Raw genomic sequence first — 20,041 nt, forward strand, 5'->3', positions numbered from 1 at the left:
TCCACCAAATACTTTCCTTATAGCTTTTATGATTCAGGCATCATCCTTTTACAGCTCCCGCTGTCATACCCTTGATGATGTACTTCTGCAGACATACATACACAACCAGAAGCGGTACGATGATCAGTGTCACTACTGCTGCCATAAGGCCATAGTCTGTTCCTTCTCTGGAAGAGATCTCCATGAGCAGTCGTGTGATCGCCCACTGGTCTTTGAAACGAAGGAAGAAGGTCTGGGAGAACAGGTCATTGTAGCTCCACAGGAAACTGAAGATACCGACGGTTGCAAACGATGGTTTCGTAAGCGGTACCACAATCTTGAAAAAGATCTGCATGGGATTGCAGCCTTCCAGGTACGCCGACTCTTCCAGCTCAATGGGAAGACTCCTGATATACCCTGTGAGCACCACCATGGCAAAGGCCAGGTTTCCGGCTATCTGCGGCAGTATCAGCGATATGAGCGAGAGAGAAACCTTATCGGTATTAACGATTCCCCAGGAAAACTCCATACGGAATACCGGGATGATGGTTGCGAATACCGGGAACATCATAGCTGCCACAACCAGTGTGTTCAGCAGTTTCTTGGTTTTCAGGTTATAGCGGACCAGTGCGTAGGAGGCCATTCCTGCCAGGAGGATAACCACAAGGGCCACACAGCAGGAAACGATAATACTGTTTTTATATGCGGTGAAGATGTTCAGCCTGTCAAATGCTGTCTTGTAGTTATCCATACTGAACAGATCCCCGATGGGAAGTGCAAAGGAATTTGCTATTATTTTCTTTTTGTCCTTGAATGAGTTTAAGATAACCCACAAAATCGGATAAATTGTTGTAAGTGCCCAGAATATCAGGATGAGATATACGACGCACATTCCTGGTGAAAATTTACGCTTTTTCATTTTTTATATCTCCCTTCTAATAATCTTTCTCTTTGAAAATGACATTTACAACCTTGGATAGTATGATGCCGAGAACAACAATTACGATCGCAATGGTGGAACTGTAGTCCGCGTCACTTGCCACGAACGCGTAGTAGTACATATACGTGCCGGTGAGCCATGTCTTGCCGTAGGGCATGCCGTTGGGGAACATCATCCATGGCAGGTCGAAGACCTTCAGTGCTCCTGTCACAGCCAGCACACAGCAGGTGCAGATGACATTGTGGAGAAGCGGGATGGAGATGAAACGTACTCTCTGGAACCTTGTGGCTCCGTCAATGGATGCTGATTCATACAGTTCATCCGATATATTGTTAAGTCCGGTCAGCAGTATGATGAAATAGAATCCCACATACTGCCAGGTGACCGGTATCATCATGGTCATTATGGCGTGGGCCTCGTCCTTCCAGTCTGTCAGGTTCGTCATGCCCAGGAACTCCAGAAGCTGGTTGATCATACCTTTGTCATACAGGAAGATCAGGTTGAACAGAAGTCCTAATGCGGTTGCGGAGATAACGATCGGGAAGAAGTAAACGATTCGGAAGAACTTCGCTCCTCTTTTAATATTATCTACCAGAAGTGCTATGATAATTGCGATTCCCACCTGCCCTACGATGGTTACGATAATCATGATAAGCGTGTTTTTCAGGGCAATTCTCATGTTCGGGTCTGTGAACAGACGTGTGTAGTTTTTGTAAACCGGGTCATTGAACCCTTTGGCCGGAGTTGCCAGTCCTTTGATTTTCATGAAACTGTTGAAGATGTTCTGGATAAATGGGTAGTACAGATACAGAATCAGGAACAGGAATGCAGGCAGCAGGAAAAAAATGGCCGGCTTCTTATTCTTATAAATATTTGATGTGTTATTCATAGATTTCGCCTCCCAGACTTTCAAGCGAACACCTGCGTCCATTTGAAAGTTACCTCACTTGCTTTTCTTTAAGAAGGACCGGAGGATTTTTTCCTCTCCGGTCCTTGAAAAAATACAGTTTTTACGTTACAAATACTTCATCTGCGGATACAGATATGATCATTCTTCCATTGCATCAATAACCTGCTGGATCGCGTCATTGATTTCCATCTGACCTTCTACGATCTGCGGCATATTTGTGAAGATAGGAGCTCTCTGATCTTCGGTGCACAGATCCTGGCATGCGCCTGATGTAGCGGTTACGGATTTCAGCATGGTGAGGGCGTCTTTTTCCAGAGAGTTCAGTTTGCTCTCATCAATCTGGGCGCCGTCTTTTAAGGATGTTGTGGCTGTTCCTGCAAAATCGGAAACGGTTTCTGTGTTGATGAAATATTCCACTAAATCTACAGCTGCCTTCTGTTTTTCCGGATCATCCCAGGCTTTTTTGGAGATGTACCATCCTGATGACAGACCGCTGATGATATCTGTTGTCTTTCTCTCGTTCTGTCCCGGTACAAAGGTAACGGTGAAGTTATCAATGTTTTCAGCGTTGTCTCTGATACCGCCCATCTTCCAGGATCCGTCTACATAAAATGCTGCTTTGTCCTGTAAGAATCCCTGGAATGCCTCGTCAGCTTCGCAGGTGTTGGTATTTTCTGTGAAGAAGCCTTTTTCATAGACATCTTTGATGTCAGCGATGCCTTCTGCCCAGGCTTTGCCCACTTTGTCATCTACTTTTTCCGGTACTGCCACGTGTGTTGCCGGTGTGTCATGGTTGAAGATAGAATACTCAAACCAGTAGTGCGGCTCTTTGATCAGAGAAGCGGCGATCGGTGTATAACCTGCGTCCTTGATCTTCTGGCAGGTCTCCATGAACTGTTCCCATGTGGTATCCGGTCCCGGAATCTCAACACCTGCGTCCTCACAGACTTTCTTGTTCACATACATGCCTTCCCAGTATCCGTAGAAAGGAACCGCATATTTTACACCGTCTACCGGGGATGCCGGGATCAGGTCATCATTCATATTTGATGCATAGTCCGGGTATTTTTCACGAATCTCATCAATGGAAACTACCTTGTCAGCCTCTACGAAGGGGTTGGAATCATTGCCGTTGAAGTAGAACATAACATCCGGTTCTGCACCTGTCTCAAAGTCTGTGATCACACGGGCTTTCATGGCTTCATCTGCAGATGCGGAGGAATCATTGATCTTGTTTCCTGTCTCTTTCTGCCAGTTCTCAATGGTTTCCTGATATTTATCCACATTACTCTCGGTTCCTGCAAAAGTTGTGGTCACATTCAATGTAACTTTGCCTTCCGCACTGCCTTCGTCACTGTCATCCGATGTATCCGCGGTATCTTCTTTCTTGGTATCGTCACCAGCGTCCGCTGCTTTACTGTCGCCGCCGCAGCCTGCCAGCATGGTTCCTGCCATTGCTCCAACGAGTAAAACTGCTACAACTTTCTTCTTCATAACTAACTTACCTCCCTGTTTGCTTTGTTTTGCTTTGTTTTTCTTGATGACATTATAATACCGCAAATATTGTAAAAAGCGAATAACTGAGGCTGTGATTTTTTGCTTTTTATTGTGCTCTTAGACCAACAAAAATGGTCAAGCGGGCACAAATCCGGTCATCTTTTTCCTGGAAAATGGCCAGTCCGCAGGGTTCCCCGTACAAAATACCCAGTCTCTGGTTCACATTTGCTATGCCCAGATTGCCGGAGGATTCCTTGCTGGTGTCGTAGTCAGGCGCAAGCAGCCTGTCCACCTTTGCCCTCTCCTGCTCGTTCATCACACCGTTGTTCTCGGTCTCCAGATAGAGGTAGTCCCCCTTTTTGTAGCTTCTCAGTACCACTGTGCCGCTGCCGCTTCGGATAACGCCGTGTTCTATGGCGTTCTCGATCACGGGCTGCAGGATCAGCCTGGGCACCTTCTCATTCAGGGTGTCCTCCGCGATCTCCACCTCCACAGTGAGCTTGCTTCCCAGCCTCTCTTTCATTATATGAAGATAGGCCTCCACATATTGCAGCTCCTCCTTCAGAGGCACCACATGGCGGCGTTTCCTGTCCATGGCAGCGTTCATGAGCACAGACAGGGATTCTATCATCTTGGATATCTTCATATTACCGGAGAGACGGGCCTCCCAGTTGATGATCTCCAGCGTGTTGTTCATAAAGTGGGGGTTGATGTGGGACTGCAGGGCCATGATCCTGGCATCCTTGAGCGCCATCTCCTCCTGGTAAATATGGTCAAACTGGTATTTCAGCCGGCTTGACATCTGGTTAAAGGACTCTGTCAGGTAGACGAACTCCCGGCTTCCCGCCTCGAAGGTGATCTGATAGCCCAGATTGCCCTCCTGGATCTCCCTCGCCCCCTCCATAAGCTGTTCTGTGGGCTGCAGGATATGCCGCCGTACCATGAGGATCAGGAACACCACCAAAGGCACCAGCAGCACGATCATCACGCCCAGAATACGAAGGTACGCGTACATGGAATCCATGACCACCATCTTAGGTATCCGCACAAGGGTATCCAGACTGTAGCTGTTCTCCTTCACCAGATTCCTAATATACAGATAGCCCCCGTCCCAGGTGCTTCCCTTAGGATATTCCTCAGGGTGAAGTCCTTCTGTCTTCGTCTGTTCTTTCCCCTGGCTGAACTCCAGATTCAATTCATTTAAATAGATACTCATATCAAAGTCTTCCAGGAAATGCCGCATGCCCTCAAAGCAGTAGGCAATATTCATACGCATGACAAGTACACCCACAGGCTCAAAAGAACGGTTTACCAGGTTACGGATCATGTAGACCCTGCCGTCACACTCCAGAAAACCGATGTTTGTATCAAGGGTCTCAGCATATTTTTTCACTGTCTCGTGGTCTTCCTTCCAATAGGTGTCAATCTGATGATAGGACCCGCCGGCGCTTGCATTGTACACCTCGCCGTTCAGCTTTTCCGGATCATCCAGATACCAGAATACGGTGCTGGAAAAGCTTTTATCCTTGGTATACTTGGTGTTCAGATATCCGCGCACCCTGCCGCTGAGCCAGTAATCTTTATAATGATTGTTCTTAAAAGCCTCGTATACGGAGCGCAGTTCCCCCTCATAGGAGGCGTCTCTGGAGTCCTCTATGGCCTGGTTCAGCCGCTCCACGCTTGTCTGCATATTAAAGTTCACCTGGTCCGTCATATTATCCACCCGGTCACCTAACTGATTGGACAGGATATAATGGACCATCATCCCCACCATGAGCACAAATGGTATCATCCAGCAGCCAAGAGCAATGGCGATCACTCTCCACTGGATGGAAAATTTCTTCTTTTCTTTCATCTCGTTTCCCCTCTCCTGCATTCTGCGGTTCCCGTCCCGGCACCGCTCTTTCTCTATCATACCATGTACTATCCTTTTGCGCAGAAAAAATTAGAGGGTATGCTGCAAAATTTTAATATCCTGCAGCATACCCTCATCCTTTATCCGATCAATTTTTCAGTTCCAGGAATTCCTCGAAAATCTCGCACATGCGGACAGCCTGGTAAGCCTCAGGCATCTCACAGAAAATGCGCAGAAGAGGCTCTGTGCCGGAGAATCTGGCAATGATCCAGCCTCCGTTTTTAAAGTAGATCTTACAGCCGTCCATGTAGGAAACCTTTTCCACCGGTTCGTCAATATTGGGAAGGGCTTTATCCACCATGAGGGTCCTCTGGATCTCCTCTTTTCTTTCAGGCGTGAACTTGTAGTCCCTCTCCTCCATATAGATACTTCCGTACTCCTCCTCAATGTCCCTGGCGATTTGAGATATCTTCTTTCCTGTCACTGCGATCATTTCCACCAGCAGCATGGCAGCATATACGCCGTCCTTGCCGTTGATGTGTCCTTTTACGGTCAGGCCGCCTGAAGACTCCCCGCCGATGATGGCATCTGTCTCCTCCATCTTGGAAGAGATATACTTAAAGCCAACGGGAACCTCATAGCATTTCTGCCCGAAGCTCTCTGCCACACGGTCCAGCATGTGGGTGGTTGCCACGTTGCGGACGACCGGGCCGCTCCAGCCTTTATATTTTACCAGATAATAATACAGCAGCACTAAGATATCATTGGGGTGCAGGAATTTTCCCGTATCATCAATGACGCCGATACGGTCCGCATCCCCGTCGGTGGCCACACCGATGTCACAGCCTCTGTCCAGCACATAGTTCTGCAGAGAGCGCAGGGTCTGGGCATTGGGTGCCGGCAGCTTGCCGCCGAACAGCGTGTCGTGGCGCTCATGGATGATCTCCAGCTCGCAGCGGGTGATGGAGAGCAGAGTCTTCAGGGATGTCTGGCTCACACCGTACATGGGGTCAAGAGCCACACGGAGCCCTTTGTTCTTGATGGCCTCCACATCCACAGCGGCAATGATATTGTCCAGATATTCATTGAGAGGGTTAAATTCCACCACTTTCCCCTCAGCCACTGCCTGCTCATAGGGAATGACGGCGATGGGAGTTCCAGCGGCGATCTCCTCCTCCACTTTTGCGATATATTCCTCAATCTCTGCGGTCTGCACTTCATTGGCATCCCTTCCGCCTCTTGTGAAGACCTTGATGCCGTTATAGATCGCCGGGTTATGGCTGGCTGTCACCATCATGCCGTATGGCAGGTTGTGTGCCATCACATAATACATGATAAGTGGTGTGGGTGAGGACCTGTTGATGAACCAGGCGCGGATTCCCTCCGCTGCCAGCACTTCACAGGACCACATAACTGCCTCTTTTGCCAGGAAACGTCTGTCATATCCGATGCAGATGTCCTCTTTCTCCACGCCCTCTGCCTTCATTTTCATGGCAAGGGCCTTTGTCAGCTTCTGGATATTCTCCTTCGTGAAGCCGTCACCTATAATTGCTCTCCAACCGCCTGTTCCAAATTTGATCATTGCTGTTCTCTCCTTCCTGTACGAACCCACAAGTTATCCCATAACAATTTTTACTGTATTTTCACTGCCTGCTTCGCAGACCGGTATCTTATCCACTTTTTCCTTGTTGAGCCAGATTTCCTTCACGCCTTTTTCCACATGGTCCGGGTTTTCCACTGTGATATCAAAGGACGCACCGCGAAATACCCTGTGCGCGGAAAATCCGTCCCAGTCACCCGGAATACAGGGATCGATCTCCAGTCCGTCCATCAGCGGACGGATGCCCAGCATATATCTGGTGGCTGCAAAGTAAGCCCAGCCGCCGCTGCCTGTCATGAAGGGATGGCGTGCCCTGCCGTAGGCTGTGTGGTCCCTGCCCATGATGAACTGGCAGTAGGAATAAGGCTCTGCCTGGCGCACCTCTATCATGTCATTCTGATAGTACGGACACAGGGCATTGTAGAACTCCATGGCACGGCTGCCTCTGCCCAGCATACATTCCGCTGCCCATGCCCATGGGTTGGGATGACTGAACACAGAACCGTTTTCTTTCAGGCCCGGGTACACCCTGGTCACAAAACCGATATCATCATCCGGCACCGTATAGGAGGGGCCGTTGAGCATGATGCCGTAAGGAGTGAAGAGGTTCTCATAAACAGCATCCATGGCCTTTGTTCCCTTTTCTTTGGGCGCCGCGCCGGAGAGCACTGCCCAGGCATTGGATTCCAGATGTACTCTTCCCTCTTTGTCCTTCTGTGTTCCGATCTTCCGGCCGTTTTTCGTGATGCCGCGGATATACCACTCTCCGTCCCACAGCTCCCGGTCACAAACTTTTTTCACATTTTCAGCCATTGACCTGTATTTCTCCACATCCTCTTTCTCGCCCAGATAAGAAGCCATCTCGAGAAAGCTCTGTATCGCCCAGTAGTGCAGGAAGGATACCATGGCACTCTCGCCGCCGCCTAAGTTCAGGCAGTCGTTCCAGTCCGCGCGCAGACCCTTGCACACGCCGTCAGCTCCCACCTGTCTGGCGGAAAAGTCCAGAATTCGTTTCATATGGTCATAGACTGTGCCCTCGCCTTTGTCCGCATAAGGCACCACCTGTTTCAGCAGTTCAAATTCCCCTGTCTCTTTTACATACTCCACAATGGAGCTGACCAGCCACAAGGCATCGTCTGAGCAGGTGTCCTCCAGACCGTGGATCATCTGGTCCTTACTGGGTGTGGGCACGACTGTGGGGGACTTAAAGGGCTTCACTTCCGTATCCGGGTCAAACCATTCCGGCTGGAACAGATGCAGGCCGTATCCCTCCGACACCTGGCCCCTTAAAAGCTCTATGATCCTCTGGCGGCATTTTGCCGGATTGGAATGCGGTACCGTCATGGCATCCTGGGCAGTGTCCCGATAGCCCAGTCCTGTCCGTCCGCCCACTTCGATGAAGGAGGCAAACCTGGAGAACATCACATTGATCTCCGCCTGATAGAGGGTCCAGGTATTGATAAGCGTGTTCATGCCTTCATTTGGAGTCCGGATCTGCAGTTTGTCGAACTTGCTCTCCCAGTAGTTTTTCAGTTCCTCGTAGGCTGCGTCCACATTGGCAAAACTGCTGTATTTTTCTCTGTAGGGATAAGCGGCTTTTCTGTTTCCCTCGCCCAGCATGAACACCAGGCGCACTTCCTCACCGGGAGCCAGTGTAAGCTTTTTCTGCAGGGCTCCGCAATGGTTGTTGCCCTTCTCAAAACCGCCGCCAAGAACACCCTTTTCCACCCCGATGGGATTGGTCTCCGTGTGGTAAGAGCCGATGAACTCATCCCGCAGACACTCAAATCCGTCCGGCCGGAAACTGGCTGTAAACCACTGGAATCCAAACTCTTCATAGAAAAGGTCGTGTTCAATGATGCCGTCCTCGCAGGAGGAGGCAGCCGCGTACATACTCATCTGAAAGTTCTTATTGTCCATCTCGATTTGATGGAAGGAAAATTCCAGATAGGAATACACGCTGAGGCTTCTGGTGCGTCCGCTGTCGTTTTTGATCTTCACATCCCACAGCTCCACCGGGTCCTCTTTGGGGATGCACATTTTCTGAGACGCTTTGATGCCGCTGTAATCGCATTCATAGACCGTATAGGACATACCGTGGCGGCAGGTGTATTTTGCCTGATCCAGCGGTTTTCCCACCGGCTGCCAGGATACGCTCCAGTAATCTCCGTCCTCATCATCCCGGATATACACATAATGGCCCGGGCGGTCCATGGGAACTGCGTTGGCCCGAAAGCGGGTTATGCGGTGGTACTCCGGTGATTTATAGAAAATATATCCGCCTGCGGTATGGTTCAAAACCGCACACATGTCTTTTACTCCCAGGTAATTGGTCCAGGATGTAGGCAGATCTACCCTGTCAATCACATACTCTCTTTTCTCATTGTCAAAATGTCCGTATTTCATGTTACGAAACCCTCCTGAATCTCCTATTAAGAACTTTGCTGCAGATACCCGCTGTAATGGCTCTGCGCCTTCCCAAACGAAAGGGGCCCGCACCGGCAGACCCCTTTTCGTCTTCCTGGCTCTATTATAGAAAACTTTCCGTTTCAGTAACATAGTTCAGGATGTTAATATTTGTTTTTTCTTGTTACATAAACCTGTCCGGCAGCTTCCTTAAGAGCGTCAAACAGGCTCTAGCCTTCCAGGTATTTTTTCAGCGCCTCTGCTCTCTGTGCGGCTGTCTCGTATCCCTGGCGGTAAAGTGCCTCCAGTTTTTCCCCGTCCTTTTCTATACGCCCGATTTCCACAGGCCTAGGAGGCTGGATCAGGAAAACCCTGCCCTCTTTTTCTTCCCGGTACAGATAATCCAGGGTCTCATTGTAATCCAGATGTCTGTTTTCCATACGCTCTACAAGCTTTGGAAACTGTCTGCCGTAGCGGATGCGCAGAAGAGGCATCATCTGGTTCTTCTTTTTCCGGTATTCCCTGCCGCGGGTGAGAATCACCACATTTTTCTCATTTCCCAGGCTCTCGGATTTTCGGATGGGAATGGAATCTGTGATGCCTCCGTCCAGGTAGGGTTTCTTCCGGATCCACAGGGTTCTGGACATAAGAGGAAGGGAGCTGGATGCGCGGATATAACAGATCTCACGGCGCAGGTCCCTGATCTGCTTATACTCTGCCTGCCCGGTCTCACAGTTTGTCACCACAGCGTAAAACCCGGCAGGGTTGGCGTCAAAAGTCTCATAATCATAGGGGTCCAGCTCTTCCGGAATGGTTTTATACAGCATCTCGGCCCCAAAATAATCGCCTGTTTTGATAAAACTGCCTATTCCGCAGTATCTGGGGTCATCCAGATATCCGGTGATCGTCCGGTATCCCCTTCTGTGCTGCTTGGAAAGATAGCTGCAGGCCAGGCAGGAACCTGCGGAAACGCCAATACAGGTGTCAAACTGTATGTCCTGTTCCAGAAAATAATCCAGCACGCCTGCGGTAAACACACCGCGCATACCGCCTCCCTCCAAAACAAGACCTGTTTTTGCAATGCTCTGTGTCATAATTCTGTCATCCCTCTTCCGTCTCTTCTTTACTTTCATATACTAAAAATTCCCCGGCCGGCGCCCCGCAGACCGGACAGCGCTCCGGACTGCTCTCCATCAGGCATCCGCAGACCGGGCACACATAAAATACGGTTTTTTCAAATCCGTCACAGTCTGCAGCCTCCCGAAGAAGCCTTGCATGGGCTTTCTCCGCGGAAGCGGCATCCCGGTAAGCCTGCCTGGTCAGCAGGAGATCATGCTCCTGGGCGTAGTCCGCAACCATGGGGTACAGCCGTTCGTACTCGAATTCCTCTCCCGGCACATAGGTGTCCACGGATTCATGAAAGGCCTTCGGCTTGTCTAAAATGGCGTAAAAGCTCTTGGCATGCCGGTATTCCGACTCTGCCAGGGCGCGGAACAGATTGGCAATCCTGCCGTATCCTCTCTTATCCGCGCGTTCCGCAAAGGTCTGATATCTGAGAAACGCATACAGTTCTCCCTTTACCGTCTCCTCAAGCTGACTCCTGGTGATCTTATCTTCCCGCTCCCTCTGGTAAGGGGCATCCCCCAGATTTTCAAACCTGTGGCAGAGCCTGCCGTTCTCCCGGGCAAAGCGGACAATGTGATGCTCCACATCCGCTGCCTTGATATTCTCGGATACATCCTCAATAATGGCACCGCCTCCCCCTGTACAGACAAAGGGGATGTTGTCCACTTCGTCCTCAAAGCAGGAGTGGACATGGCCGCACACAAAATATTTGATCTTCTCTTTATAGGGTAAATACACTGCCCGCAGGCGTTCAAACTCCTCCTGGGAGACTGAATTTCCCGTAAAATGGTTTGGAATAGGTATGTGGAACGCGATCACCACATTTTTGCATTCCTCCATGGCAAGTACCTGTCCCAGAAGTGCAAGCCCTGCATCGGAGAATTTCCGGAAGGCATTATCCACCACCACAATGGTGAAGGTCTCTGCAAGGACCGCGTAATCGTGCAGGCCGAAGAAAGCTTCATAGTCTCCTGTATCGTGGTTTCCCCGGAGCACAAATACATCTTTTTCGGCTACAGATTCCGTGAGGGTACACACATTTTTATAGTGCCGTTCATCCCCGACAGGAACCATATCGCCCGCAATGAGAATCATATCCTCCTTCGCTGCCTTCTCCAGCGCGCCTGCGTACGTCTTCATCATAACAGTGCCCAGCCCTTCGCATCCCGGGTCTCCGATCACTGCAAATGACGTACAGCCGGGGCGGCGGACGATGGGTTCTATAATTTTCTGAATATTACGTTTCTTCATGATAATACCTCCTCAATGGTATTATTTTACTTCATTTTTTCTGAACTGGCAACCCGAATCGACCGCGCGGGCTTCTTAGCCTCCTGTTCCAGGTATGCCTTAAGGGACGCGGTATCCTGTTTCAGCAGGAACAGAATGCTCTGTAGATACATTTTATTGTAGCTGTCGTTTAAGTCAAGACCCAGCATTTCGTGGATACGTCTTACCCTGTATTTCAGCGTACTGATATGGATTCCCAGATGGGAAGCAGTACGGCTCATGACCATAAAGTTGTCAAAGAGAGCCTCCAGGGTCTGATAATAGCTGGTGTGGTGGATATGGTCATGGAGGAGCAGGTCCTTCAGCCCTCCGAATAAAAGGACATTGACCGGCAGGGATTTCCACCCCTCATAGATGATGTAATCCAGCGCAAAATCCCTGAATAGACATGCCTTTTTCGTGTAATCCAGTTTGTTTCCGATCCGTATGGCAGCCAATGCCTGGGTACAGTAATCCGGGTAATCTAAAAAACTGCGGAAAGGCGTGCTGACACCTGCGATCAGCGGGGAATCTTTCAGTATCTTTTCCAGCCGTTTTGCGATCTCATCCACACCGCCGGATATCGGAAGCAGGTTGCAGAGGAAGAAAATCTCAGTCCCTGTCTTTACCATGAGACTGCTTCGCTCAAACAGCTCATCATCGGGTATCTCTCTCTGGCTGACTTTGCTGAAAAAGGCTGATTTCAGCACAATGCACACATAACTGCCCTTTATTTCCCAGCCGAGGGTGGAGAGGGCAAGCTCCAGGCATCTGGGCATCTGCAGAAAGCTGCTGCCCTTTTCCGCCTGTATCGCCAGGGTTTTCTGCATCCGTTCCATACCCTGATAACTGTTTATAAAATTCACACGGAGCAGGCTCCTTAAATACTGCCCTGTATAACAGAGCAGTATCCTGTCCCGTTCCGTCAGCGGCATTGTGACAGAGAGAAGAAAGATCCCGAACAAAAACTTATCCTCCTTACGGACCGGCACTGCCAGAAAGGGAATCCCCTCCTCTGTTTCGGAAACCCCGCCCTCCCCCTTACATGCCCTGCAAAAAGAACGGGCAAAAGACGGCCGCAGAAAATCGGTATCCCCGTCCCTGCACTCACAGGGAATCCTGCAGGCATCCTCATTCTGGGACAGGGCCAGGATCTCCATATGTTCTCCCACCAGGATAATGGGATTGGAGAACACAGACAGAAGCACAGGGGCAAGGGCAGAGAACGGTTTTCCGTCCCTGCACAGCCGGTCCAGCTCTTCCTCAAACATCCTGTATTTTTCAAACAGTTTCATAAGCAGCGACAAGATCATCTGAGGTGTCAGGTAGGGTCTGACCCAGAGAATATCCATGCCCTCTCTTTCCAGGCACTCTTTGGAGGGCTTTCCGATGCTCACTAAAGTAAGGGCAGGATGTTTTTTCGGTATCCGCTCCAGGTCCCCGGCGTACATGACATATACGTGATAGGCTCTCGGCAATATCCCCTCCTGCCAGATCAGGGCGCCGGTCAGACAAAGCTCCGCAGGGTCTGATTTCAGGGAACTTCCCTCCACCCCCTTTAAGTCTTCCGCCAGTATCCATCCATTCAGCTTCATAATACCACCTCCTGCTCCCCTGCAAGCTCAGGATACCGTTTTAAGATTCGGAAGATGAGCATCAGATAAAGCCTCTCCTGAGGGGAATCCAGATCCATATCCAGAAGCTCCCTGATCTTTTTCATCCGGGACTTAAAGGTATTCCTGTGTATGTACAGATCATCAATGGCCTTTGCTGTGTGGGAGTCAAATTCTATGTAATTCAGTAAGGTCTTGTAATAGCTGGTATCGTGGGTCCTGTCATAGCGGATGAGTTCCAGGATGGACGCCGGTATCAGCGTCCGCACCGGCAGGGTGTCGGCACCGCAGTTCAGCACATAGTGCAGGGCATAGTCCTCGAATTTGAACAGCCACTGGGTGCTGCTGCACTCCTTTCCTGAATAAAGGGCTGCCTCTGCCTGCCGGTAGTAGTCAGGAAACTGGAAGAAGTCAGAGAACTCTGTGCTGATTCCTGACTTGAACAGATTATCCCTCACAATATAGGCCAGGCGCCTGCATTCCTCATCCCTGCCCTCCAGCCCAAGGCCCAGATTGCACAGAAGCAGCAGCCTGTCCTCATATTCCAGGGAGAGGTAACCGTGAAGCTGGTGGTCAAAAAGCACGCTCTCATAGGCGGCTGAATGCAGCTCCTGCCCGGTCTCCGTCAGTTCCATGCAGACACAGAAAAAAGGGCCGCTCCGCTTCCATCCTGCCAGCCGCATTGCCATGAGAAGCTTATCCACATCAAATTCCGACGGGCTTCGCAGATACTCCAGGGCATAATTCTTAAATGCCTCCAGAGCATTAAATCTGGAACCGGAATGACGCACAGCAAGCGCCCGCACCGTCTCGGTAAACACAGAGAGCAGTGCCAGATGTCCGTCTGTCAGAGTGATATTCACCCCGTCTATGACAATCCTTCCCCAGTATTCCCCGTTCTCGTCGAATATGTTGCTGTATATACTTATGAACTTTTCCCCCTCGTTGCTCCAATACTGGGGTGTTACAAATTCCAGGGTGGTCAGGTAATCCGAGCGAAAAAACAGCTCATCCGTAATATTCCGGTCCAGATAATTGGTCCCCTCCTGTAAAAGGCTGTAGGAAAAACTGGCATTTCCCGCCTCCGCATACCCCATAAGCTCATATTCCCTGTTGTGCACCATGACAGGGCTGTTGAAAATGGGCAGGCTGAGGCGGCAGAGTGCCTCAATGCTCCGCTCCCCGGAGAGGACAGCGGAAAGCCCCTGCTCCCATCTGTTGTATTTCTCAAAAATTTCTTCCAGCCGGGACAGCAGCGCATCCGCTGTCAGACTGCCGTCCATACAGATCCAGGAGCAGCCATACGGGAAATCTCCCGCCAGTGGTTCTGTCCCCCCTAAAAACAGCAGTGCGGTTCCTGATTCCAGCTCCGGAATATCCAGTGCCTGGTCTGCAGATTCCATCAGATACAGTGTGTCCCTGCGCAGCACACAGCCCGGCTGATACAAGGTGTAGAAGGACAGCTTTCTATCCAGATAATCCTGTTCTCCCCGGTACCCGGACACATGCTCCAGTTCATTCATCAGAATATGTATATTTAATTCCATTCTGTACCTCCCTATACCTTCCGTTTCCTGTTTCGGCTTCTATAGTTCCATTATAAATCCCTTCTCTTTGTTTTACCAGATTATCCTTTCCTCCGTTTTGACGTTTTTTCATCTCCAAATTCACAAAAACGGACGAAAAACAGGATGCCTCTGCGTTTTTTCAAAAGTTTTAGACGGTCAGGTCACGAAAATACAGGAATTTCAAAGGATGGTAAGAGAATTTAAATAAGATATAATGGGTACATAAGATCCGGATCGCAAATATTTTATGGAGGTGTAAGATGGACAAAGAAATGACCAGAGGGCGTGCTCTTCTGTTTTTAATCTCTCTTTTTCTGACAAACGTGGCAGTTATGGCAGATATGGTTATCATTCCGGCCGGAAACGGGCTGTATGAGACCTTCCAAAATGACGCCGCCGTGAATTTTATCCTGTCGGGACCATCCTTTATCATGCTTTTCTCAGCCATGCTGTGCGGAAAACTCATGCAGTATCTGAGCAAAAAGAAAATTTTAATTGGGGCTATGATCCTGTTTGCGGTATCTGCCATTTTAGGCGGAGCTGTAGCAAATGTGTATTACGTACTGGTTATGCGTATACTGGTGGGCATTTCCATGGGCTTTGTAAATGCCGCTGCCATGGCTCTGATCGCTGAGGTCTATGTGGATGAAGACAAGCGCGGAACCATCATGGGTATCTTCAATGCCACTATGGCAGGTACCGGTGCTGTCATCAGTCTGATCGCAGGTGTATTTGCAGTACGTTCCTGGAATGAAGTTTTTAAGGTCTACTGGATAGCCGTGCCGGTGATCGTCATGATGATTTTCTTCCTTCCCACAACGCCGGCGGAGGGCAGTCCCTCAGAGGAAAACCAGGCGAAAGTACAGGGAAGAAATCCATATCTGTCGAGGCAGTTTATGCTGATGGTCTCCTGCTTTGCCTATAATCTGATCTACGCGGTCATCTATTATCAGGTATCTGTCCTGGTGGCAGAACAGGGGTATGGAAATGAAAGCGTTGCCGCACTGCTCTCCACACTGGGTACCGTGGGAAGCTGCATCCTCTGTATCCTGTTCGGAGCCCTGTACTCCAAGCTGAAAAGGGCAACCATCATTTTCGGATATGTGGGACTCTGTCTCTCCTATCTGCTGCTTTACCTGGCATCCGGACCGGTCATGGCCGGAATTGCATGTACGCTGTGCGGTGCTTCCTATGGATACGGTTTCTCTTACTTCTTCCTGAGATGCACGGTCGTCGTACCCAAGGAGCGGGTATCCTCCTCTATCTCCATGACAACAGCCATCGGAGGTTTTGGAATGTTCCTCTCCACCTATGCCTGCACCATGCTGCAGAAGCTTCTGGGCACCACAGGCATTTTAAAACTGCTTCCCGTAGCCATTGCCGCTTCCGGAATCGGTGCTGTACTGTCTATTATCTGCACTGTAATGGATAAGAAAAATCCCAGCGACCTGTCCATGCAGGAAGTCCGGGAAAATGAAAATATGTAATATGTAAAAACGGAACTCATGAAAGGAGATTTTTGATATGCTGACAAAAAGACAGAATTTACTGGAAACCATCAGAGGCGGACATCCCGACCGCTTTGTAAACCAATATGAATTTATGCACATTATTTACGGCAGCCCGTTCTTTGACCTGCACAACGGCCCCATTCTGGAGGAAGGTGTCTTAAATGCAGTCAATGGCTGGGGCATCACATTCTCATGGCCAAAAGGAACCCCCGGCGACTTCCCGGTCCACGATGAGGAGCATCTGGTACTCAAGGATGTTACGGAATGGCGGAAATACGTTCATGCGCCAAGTCTGGATTACCCGGATTCTGAATGGGAACCTTACATCAAAGAGGCGGAATCCGTGGACAGAAATGAATATTTCGTAACTTCTGTCATGTTCCCGGGACTTTTTGAACAGTGCCATCATCTGATGGATATTCCTGAGACTATGATGAACTTTATTGAGGAACCGGAGGCCATGCATGAGCTGATCGACTATCTCACTGACTGGGAGCTGGAATATGCGGATAAGGTCTGCAGATACTTAAAGCCTGATGCCCTTTTCCATCACGACGACTGGGGTACCCAGACCTCCACCTTCATCTCTCCCGCTATGTTTGAGGAATTCTTCCTTCCCGCATACAAGAAGATCTACAAGAGATACCGTGACAACGGCGTGGAGCTCATTGTGCATCACTCGGATTCCTACGCAGCCACACTGGTGCCCTATATGATAGAGATGGGTGTGGATATCTGGCAGGGTGTCATGACCACAAACAACGTACCGGAACTGATCAAAAAATACGGCGGACAGATTTCCTTCATGGGCGGCATCGACAGCGCCAAAGTGGATTATCCGGGCTGGACCAGAGATGTGATCAAAAAAGAAGTGCGCCGCGCCTGTGACGAGAACGGCAAACTCTATTTCATTCCGTGTGCTTCCCAGGGACTTGATATCAGTACCTTCCCGGGGGTGTATGAGACACTGAGCGAAGAGATTGATGCTTACAGCAAAGAAGTCTTTTAATATTCCGTTATTTGAAAATGGCCGGCATTCCAACTCCTCTGGAATGCCGGTCCATTCAATAATCATTTGTAAAGTTTTATATAAAAATAGGTAAAAACACTTGCATGATGGAAAATTATATGGTAATATTATTTTCGGTTCGTGAGAACGAGCCGCTGTGGCGGAATTGGCAGACGCACTTGACTCAAAATCAAGCGGGTAACACCGTGCCGGTTCGAGTCCGGCCAGCGGCAGCAAAACCCTTTTTGGATTTATCCAAAAAGGGTTTTATTTTTTGTACAGAGACAACAACTTTAACTATTTCAACTAACAAATGGATTCACGACATTTATCGGATTGCCCTCTATAAATGCTTTTATATTTGCAACTGTAATATCCATGATTCTCTGACGAGATGCCTGTGCCGCCCATGAAATATGCGGTGTAATAAGACAGTTTTCCACGTGTAACAGTGGATTGTCCTCTTTAATCGGCTCTGTTGAAACAACATCCAGGCCGGCAGCATATACCTTACCACTAATCAAAGCCTCTGCCAGATCCTTTTCAACCACCAGCTGTCCTCTGCTGTTATTTATGATGATAACTCCATCTTTCATCTTTGCAATATTTTCTTTATTGATAATTCCCTCTGTACTTGGAAACAGGGGACAATGTAAAAAAATCACATCTGAATTTGCAAACAGCGTATCAATCGTTACATATTCAGCAACTTCCCTGCCCGCTTCGCTTTCAAATGCATCATAAGCCAGGACTTTCATATCCATCCCCTTCAAAATCTTTGCTGTTGCCTGGCCAATACGTCCCAAACCTATTATACCAGCGGTCTTACCATATAACTCGATCATCGGATAATCCCAATAACACCAATCCGGATTATTCTCCCATCTTCCCGCTTTAACAGTTTGTGCATGATGACCATAATGTGAGCAGATTTCTAAAAGCAGACCCACTGCATACTGTCCTACTATTTGAGTACCATATGTAGGTACATTCACCACCGGAATACCTTTCTCCCTTGCATATTCATAATCTGCCACATTATAACCTGTTGCCAAAAACGCAATCAGCTTTAAATTCGGACAGTTATCAATAGTATATCTGCTGATCGGTGTTTTATTTGTAATAACAATCTCAGCATCACCGATTCTTTCTGCAATAATCGGATTTTCTTCATAAGAAGTTCTGTCATATATCGTAACATTGCCAAGCATCTCCAATTCTCCCCAACTTAAATCGCCGGGATTTTCAGTATAACCATCCAATACTACAATCTTCATAATTTTGCTCTCCTATGTCTTTTATCTTAATCCTAACTGTTCCGTTTACTGAAAAGTCACACTTAATCTTCAATTAGAGACCATGCCCTATTTAATACCCTCTTTGTATTAGCCAAAACAATTTCCTCTTCTTCGTCTCCCACAAGCGTAACCTCCATGGATAACACCATAGGATCTTTTGCATTAAAGAAACCTTCCTGTTTCAAAACTGTCAGATATTCCGTAAGCTCTGCAGTATCGTTTACACTGTCAGGAAAACCAAATCTGGGATGTTTGTCTCCATAAGCCGTACACCCCTTTTTAACTACAGCATTACCAAAATGAAGATGTGTAATGTAGGGTCTTAACGTCTGAATTACAAATTTTGGAGACTCATAGGTAGTCGGAATATGAGACAGATCAATCAGTAACCCGAAATTGCTGTTGTCCGTTCTCACATCTGCTGCGAATTTAGCCGCATACGGGGCCGGACCAATCAGAGCTGCTTTATCCATATCGAAATCAAATACTTCCAGTTCTATCATCATATTCTTGGCAGCCGCATATTCACATATATTTCTAGTAGTTTTTAAAAGCTGTGCATATGCCAGATCTTTAGTTTCATGTTCCCATTTTCCTGCCAAAAAGACAACTCCTTTTGCGCCAAGATACTCTGCTTCATCAATTGCATAATATAGGGCAGTTTCCGCCGCCATTCTCCCTTTTTCATCAATATCATTTGGATTCAGCTTTCCACTGAGCAGACTTGGCTGTGCACCATAAAAAACTTTCATATGAGATTGTTCCAGCAGGCGCTTAACGGCTTCTCTTTCTTCACTGCCTTTACAACCGGAAATCTCAACCACATCAAAAAAATCATCTGCAGCAATTTTTCTGACAGATTCCAGAACATCCATTTTAGGAAAAGACATCCATCGAAGCGTGCCAATCTGAAAATATTTATGAATTGATTCTTTCATCGTTATTAACTCCTAATCCATATATTTCACATTTTGTAAGATTACACGGCATATTTTTTATACAGGTAATTTCATAACAATTTTCACATAACTCTGCCGGAATTCTTTATATCTGCACGGCATATGTCCATCCTCAGGAAAAGCCACATAACACATTCCACTATTAATATTTATAAATACCGGCTGTCCTTCCTTGCTTTCAAAAAACTCAATATCATCGTTCTCATTATATGGAACAATCGATTTTAAATGCTGAAGAGGTGAATAAACAACTTCCTCTCCACCCTCAATCATATACTGAACATCAATATATTTTCGATGTGCTTCAAATTTATTTTTTTCATATTCTTTCGTCTCACCTCTCTGCACAAAGAGGAAGCCTCCTTCATAATCATAGCACCCTGAAGGAAATTGACATTTTCGTAATTGTTCTACACATTCCAATGCACTATCCAGACATTTTAATAATGGCATATATTTACCCAAATCTTCATATCTACAAATAATCATTATTCTTCTCCCG

General features: G+C 48.2%; 15 protein-coding genes and 1 tRNA gene. 3 read left to right on the top strand and 13 right to left on the bottom strand.

What is annotated here, in order from left to right:
- Positions 1-40 precede the first annotated feature (40 nt).
- The 10 genes from MUB35_RS09940 to MUB35_RS09985 all read right to left on the bottom strand — a co-directional run bounded on the left by MUB35_RS09940 (position 41) and on the right by MUB35_RS09985 (position 14,741).
- Entirely contained in the window at positions 41-898 is an 858-nt protein-coding gene (locus MUB35_RS09940; RefSeq protein ID WP_033141942.1) for a carbohydrate ABC transporter permease, read from the bottom strand.
- Positions 899-914: 16 nt separating this feature from the next.
- Complete coding sequence (locus MUB35_RS09945) at positions 915-1,808, bottom strand: carbohydrate ABC transporter permease (RefSeq protein WP_033141941.1); 894 nt, start codon at positions 1,806-1,808, stop codon at positions 915-917.
- 159 nt (positions 1,809-1,967) lie between these two features.
- A complete protein-coding gene (locus MUB35_RS09950; protein ID WP_033141940.1) occupies positions 1,968-3,323 on the bottom strand; it encodes an ABC transporter substrate-binding protein in 1,356 nt (451 codons plus the stop codon).
- A gap of 109 nt (positions 3,324-3,432) precedes the next feature.
- Complete coding sequence (locus MUB35_RS09955; RefSeq protein WP_052099532.1) at positions 3,433-5,241, bottom strand: sensor histidine kinase; 1,809 nt, start codon at positions 5,239-5,241, stop codon at positions 3,433-3,435.
- An 88-nt stretch (positions 5,242-5,329) separates the two neighbouring features.
- Positions 5,330-6,763, bottom strand: a complete 1,434-nt coding sequence (locus tag MUB35_RS09960; protein ID WP_244806123.1) for a phosphoglucomutase/phosphomannomutase family protein — start codon at positions 6,761-6,763, stop codon at positions 5,330-5,332.
- Between the two features lie 33 nt (positions 6,764-6,796).
- Positions 6,797-9,187 carry a GH36-type glycosyl hydrolase domain-containing protein gene (locus MUB35_RS09965; protein WP_244806124.1) on the bottom strand — a complete coding sequence of 797 codons (2,391 nt, stop codon included), beginning with the start codon at positions 9,185-9,187 and terminating at the stop codon, positions 6,797-6,799.
- Between the two features lie 230 nt (positions 9,188-9,417).
- Positions 9,418-10,320, bottom strand: a complete 903-nt coding sequence (locus MUB35_RS09970; protein WP_244806125.1) for a patatin-like phospholipase family protein — start codon at positions 10,318-10,320, stop codon at positions 9,418-9,420.
- Positions 10,289-11,563 carry a ferritin family protein gene (locus MUB35_RS09975; RefSeq protein WP_244806126.1) on the bottom strand — a complete coding sequence of 425 codons (1,275 nt, stop codon included), beginning with the start codon at positions 11,561-11,563 and terminating at the stop codon, positions 10,289-10,291. Before MUB35_RS09975 ends, MUB35_RS09970 begins: the two co-directional genes overlap by 32 nt.
- Positions 11,564-11,589: 26 nt before the next feature.
- Positions 11,590-13,176 carry a PucR family transcriptional regulator gene (locus MUB35_RS09980; RefSeq protein WP_244806127.1) on the bottom strand — a complete coding sequence of 529 codons (1,587 nt, stop codon included), beginning with the start codon at positions 13,174-13,176 and terminating at the stop codon, positions 11,590-11,592.
- A complete protein-coding gene (locus tag MUB35_RS09985) occupies positions 13,173-14,741 on the bottom strand; it encodes a helix-turn-helix domain-containing protein (RefSeq protein WP_054352772.1) in 1,569 nt (522 codons plus the stop codon). Before MUB35_RS09985 ends, MUB35_RS09980 begins: the two co-directional genes overlap by 4 nt.
- A gap of 281 nt (positions 14,742-15,022) precedes the next feature.
- Here MUB35_RS09985 and MUB35_RS09990 point away from each other — a divergent pair, with 281 nt between their 5' ends.
- From MUB35_RS09990 to MUB35_RS10000, 3 genes are all read left to right on the top strand, one after another.
- Positions 15,023-16,249: an MFS transporter gene (locus tag MUB35_RS09990; RefSeq protein ID WP_033141934.1), complete on the top strand. Its 1,227-nt coding sequence runs from the start codon at positions 15,023-15,025 to the stop codon at positions 16,247-16,249.
- Positions 16,250-16,286: 37 nt separating this feature from the next.
- On the top strand, positions 16,287-17,282 hold the full coding sequence (locus MUB35_RS09995) for a uroporphyrinogen decarboxylase family protein (RefSeq protein WP_033141933.1): 996 nt from the start codon (positions 16,287-16,289) through the stop codon (positions 17,280-17,282).
- Between the two features lie 151 nt (positions 17,283-17,433).
- Positions 17,434-17,515, top strand: a tRNA-Leu gene (locus MUB35_RS10000).
- A gap of 69 nt (positions 17,516-17,584) precedes the next feature.
- Here the strand turns inward: MUB35_RS10000 and MUB35_RS10005 are convergent.
- The 3 genes from MUB35_RS10005 to MUB35_RS10015 form a co-directional block, all read right to left on the bottom strand.
- The gene (locus tag MUB35_RS10005; protein ID WP_033141932.1) at positions 17,585-18,559 is read right to left on the bottom strand and encodes a D-2-hydroxyacid dehydrogenase; all 975 of its coding nucleotides are present in this window, start codon (positions 18,557-18,559) and stop codon (positions 17,585-17,587) included.
- Between the two features lie 62 nt (positions 18,560-18,621).
- Positions 18,622-19,518, bottom strand: a complete 897-nt coding sequence (locus tag MUB35_RS10010) for a sugar phosphate isomerase/epimerase family protein (protein ID WP_033141931.1) — start codon at positions 19,516-19,518, stop codon at positions 18,622-18,624.
- Between the two features lie 57 nt (positions 19,519-19,575).
- On the bottom strand, positions 19,576-20,028 hold the full coding sequence (locus MUB35_RS10015) for a YhcH/YjgK/YiaL family protein (protein ID WP_244806128.1): 453 nt from the start codon (positions 20,026-20,028) through the stop codon (positions 19,576-19,578).
- Between the last annotated feature and the right edge of the window lie 13 nt (positions 20,029-20,041).

Origin of the sequence: Blautia sp. NSJ-175 (assembly GCF_022867815.1) — a bacterium.
GTDB classification, from domain to species: domain Bacteria; phylum Bacillota; class Clostridia; order Lachnospirales; family Lachnospiraceae; genus Blautia; species Blautia celeris.

Excerpts from the sequence above, each read along its gene's own strand:
- MUB35_RS09940 (WP_033141942.1), bottom strand. The coding sequence starts at position 898 with ATGAAAAAGCGTAAATTTTCACCAGGAATGTGCGTCGTATATCTCATC.
- MUB35_RS09945 (WP_033141941.1), bottom strand. The coding sequence starts at position 1,808 with ATGAATAACACATCAAATATTTATAAGAATAAGAAGCCGGCCATTTTT.
- MUB35_RS09950 (WP_033141940.1), bottom strand. The coding sequence starts at position 3,323 with ATGAAGAAGAAAGTTGTAGCAGTTTTACTCGTTGGAGCAATGGCAGGA.
- MUB35_RS09955 (WP_052099532.1), bottom strand. The coding sequence starts at position 5,241 with ATGATAGAGAAAGAGCGGTGCCGGGACGGGAACCGCAGAATGCAGGAG.
- MUB35_RS09960 (WP_244806123.1), bottom strand. The coding sequence starts at position 6,763 with ATGATCAAATTTGGAACAGGCGGTTGGAGAGCAATTATAGGTGACGGC.
- MUB35_RS09965 (WP_244806124.1), bottom strand. The coding sequence starts at position 9,187 with ATGAAATACGGACATTTTGACAATGAGAAAAGAGAGTATGTGATTGAC.
- MUB35_RS09970 (WP_244806125.1), bottom strand. The coding sequence starts at position 10,320 with ATGAAAGTAAAGAAGAGACGGAAGAGGGATGACAGAATTATGACACAG.
- MUB35_RS09975 (WP_244806126.1), bottom strand. The coding sequence starts at position 11,563 with ATGAAGAAACGTAATATTCAGAAAATTATAGAACCCATCGTCCGCCGC.
- MUB35_RS09980 (WP_244806127.1), bottom strand. The coding sequence starts at position 13,176 with ATGAAGCTGAATGGATGGATACTGGCGGAAGACTTAAAGGGGGTGGAG.
- MUB35_RS09985 (WP_054352772.1), bottom strand. The coding sequence starts at position 14,741 with ATGGAATTAAATATACATATTCTGATGAATGAACTGGAGCATGTGTCC.
- MUB35_RS09990 (WP_033141934.1), top strand. The coding sequence starts at position 15,023 with ATGGACAAAGAAATGACCAGAGGGCGTGCTCTTCTGTTTTTAATCTCT.
- MUB35_RS09995 (WP_033141933.1), top strand. The coding sequence starts at position 16,287 with ATGCTGACAAAAAGACAGAATTTACTGGAAACCATCAGAGGCGGACAT.
- MUB35_RS10005 (WP_033141932.1), bottom strand. The coding sequence starts at position 18,559 with ATGAAGATTGTAGTATTGGATGGTTATACTGAAAATCCCGGCGATTTA.
- MUB35_RS10010 (WP_033141931.1), bottom strand. The coding sequence starts at position 19,518 with ATGAAAGAATCAATTCATAAATATTTTCAGATTGGCACGCTTCGATGG.
- MUB35_RS10015 (WP_244806128.1), bottom strand. The coding sequence starts at position 20,028 with ATGATTATTTGTAGATATGAAGATTTGGGTAAATATATGCCATTATTA.